The sequence below is a fragment of the Pseudoalteromonas sp. S3260 genome (genome assembly GCF_005886925.1).
Lineage (GTDB): Bacteria > Pseudomonadota > Gammaproteobacteria > Enterobacterales > Alteromonadaceae > Pseudoalteromonas > Pseudoalteromonas tetraodonis.
The window spans coordinates 1-900 of the sequence record NZ_PNCV01000185.1 but is presented as its reverse complement, the minus strand read 5'-3'; the positions used below and the strand labels follow the sequence as shown (position 1 = coordinate 900).

1 protein-coding gene is annotated in these 900 nt (G+C 40.4%); it reads left to right on the top strand.

Features of this window, described 5'->3' with window-relative positions:
- Positions 1–107: 107 nt before the first annotated feature.
- On the top strand, positions 108–869 hold the full coding sequence (locus CWC14_RS17960; protein WP_024600859.1) for an IS5 family transposase: 762 nt from the start codon (positions 108–110) through the stop codon (positions 867–869).
- Positions 870–900 lie beyond the last annotated feature (31 nt).

Genomic DNA, 900 nt, shown 5'->3' with positions numbered 1-900 from the left:
TTAAATTTATAAAATACTAGGGCGTGTTGATCTTTGTGGTATGAAAAACAAACAGCATGAAGATAAGGTATAATTGAATTCGCCAGAAAACTTTACACCGAACCTACATGCCAAGATTAATGCTAACAGACGGGACATGGAATGTCTTATCAAAAGTAATGTACTTAAGTGGTCGAATTTATAATAAGCCCGACCATAGAAAAACGCTCGAAGGCATACTGTATAAGATGCGCACAGGTATTCCATGGCGAGATTTACCTTCTGATTTTGGCCGTTGGAGTGCTATCTACAGACGGTTTAATTTATGGTCCAAAAAAGGGATTTTGAATGAACTGTTTCGCGCATTATCTCGTGATGCGGACATGGATTGGGTCTTCATTGATGGCAGTATTGTCAGGGCTCATCAACATAGTTGCGGTGCAAGAACTGCTGACAATGAATCAATTGGAAAGAGCCGAGGTGGAAATTCTACGAAAATTCATCTTGCAGTCGATAGCGGAGGGTTGCCTGTTTATTATGAATTATCCTGTGGAAATACGCATGATATCGTCCATGCAGAGTCACTCGTAGCTAATTGCCCAACAAGTAATATGGTTGTCGCAGATAAAGGCTACGACAGTGAAAAACTGAGAGCGTTTGTTCGTGATAATAACGCTACACCCGTTATTCCACGTAAGGGCAACAGTTTAGTAGGCAATGAAGATATTGACTGGTGCATGTATAAATATCGGCACTTGGTTGAGAATGCATTTGGCCGTATTAAGCAATATAGAGGGATAGCCACGCGGTATGAAAAGCTTGAACGAAATTATCATTCAATGCTCGCTTTAGCATTTACTATGATGTGGCTACCAATGTGGGCTGATTGATATATGTACTACAAAGATCAACAGCCCCTAA

Coding starts and splice junctions, on each gene's coding strand:
- CWC14_RS17960 (WP_024600859.1), top strand. CDS start 108: ATGCCAAGATTAATGCTAACAGACGGGACATGGAATGTCTTATCAAAA.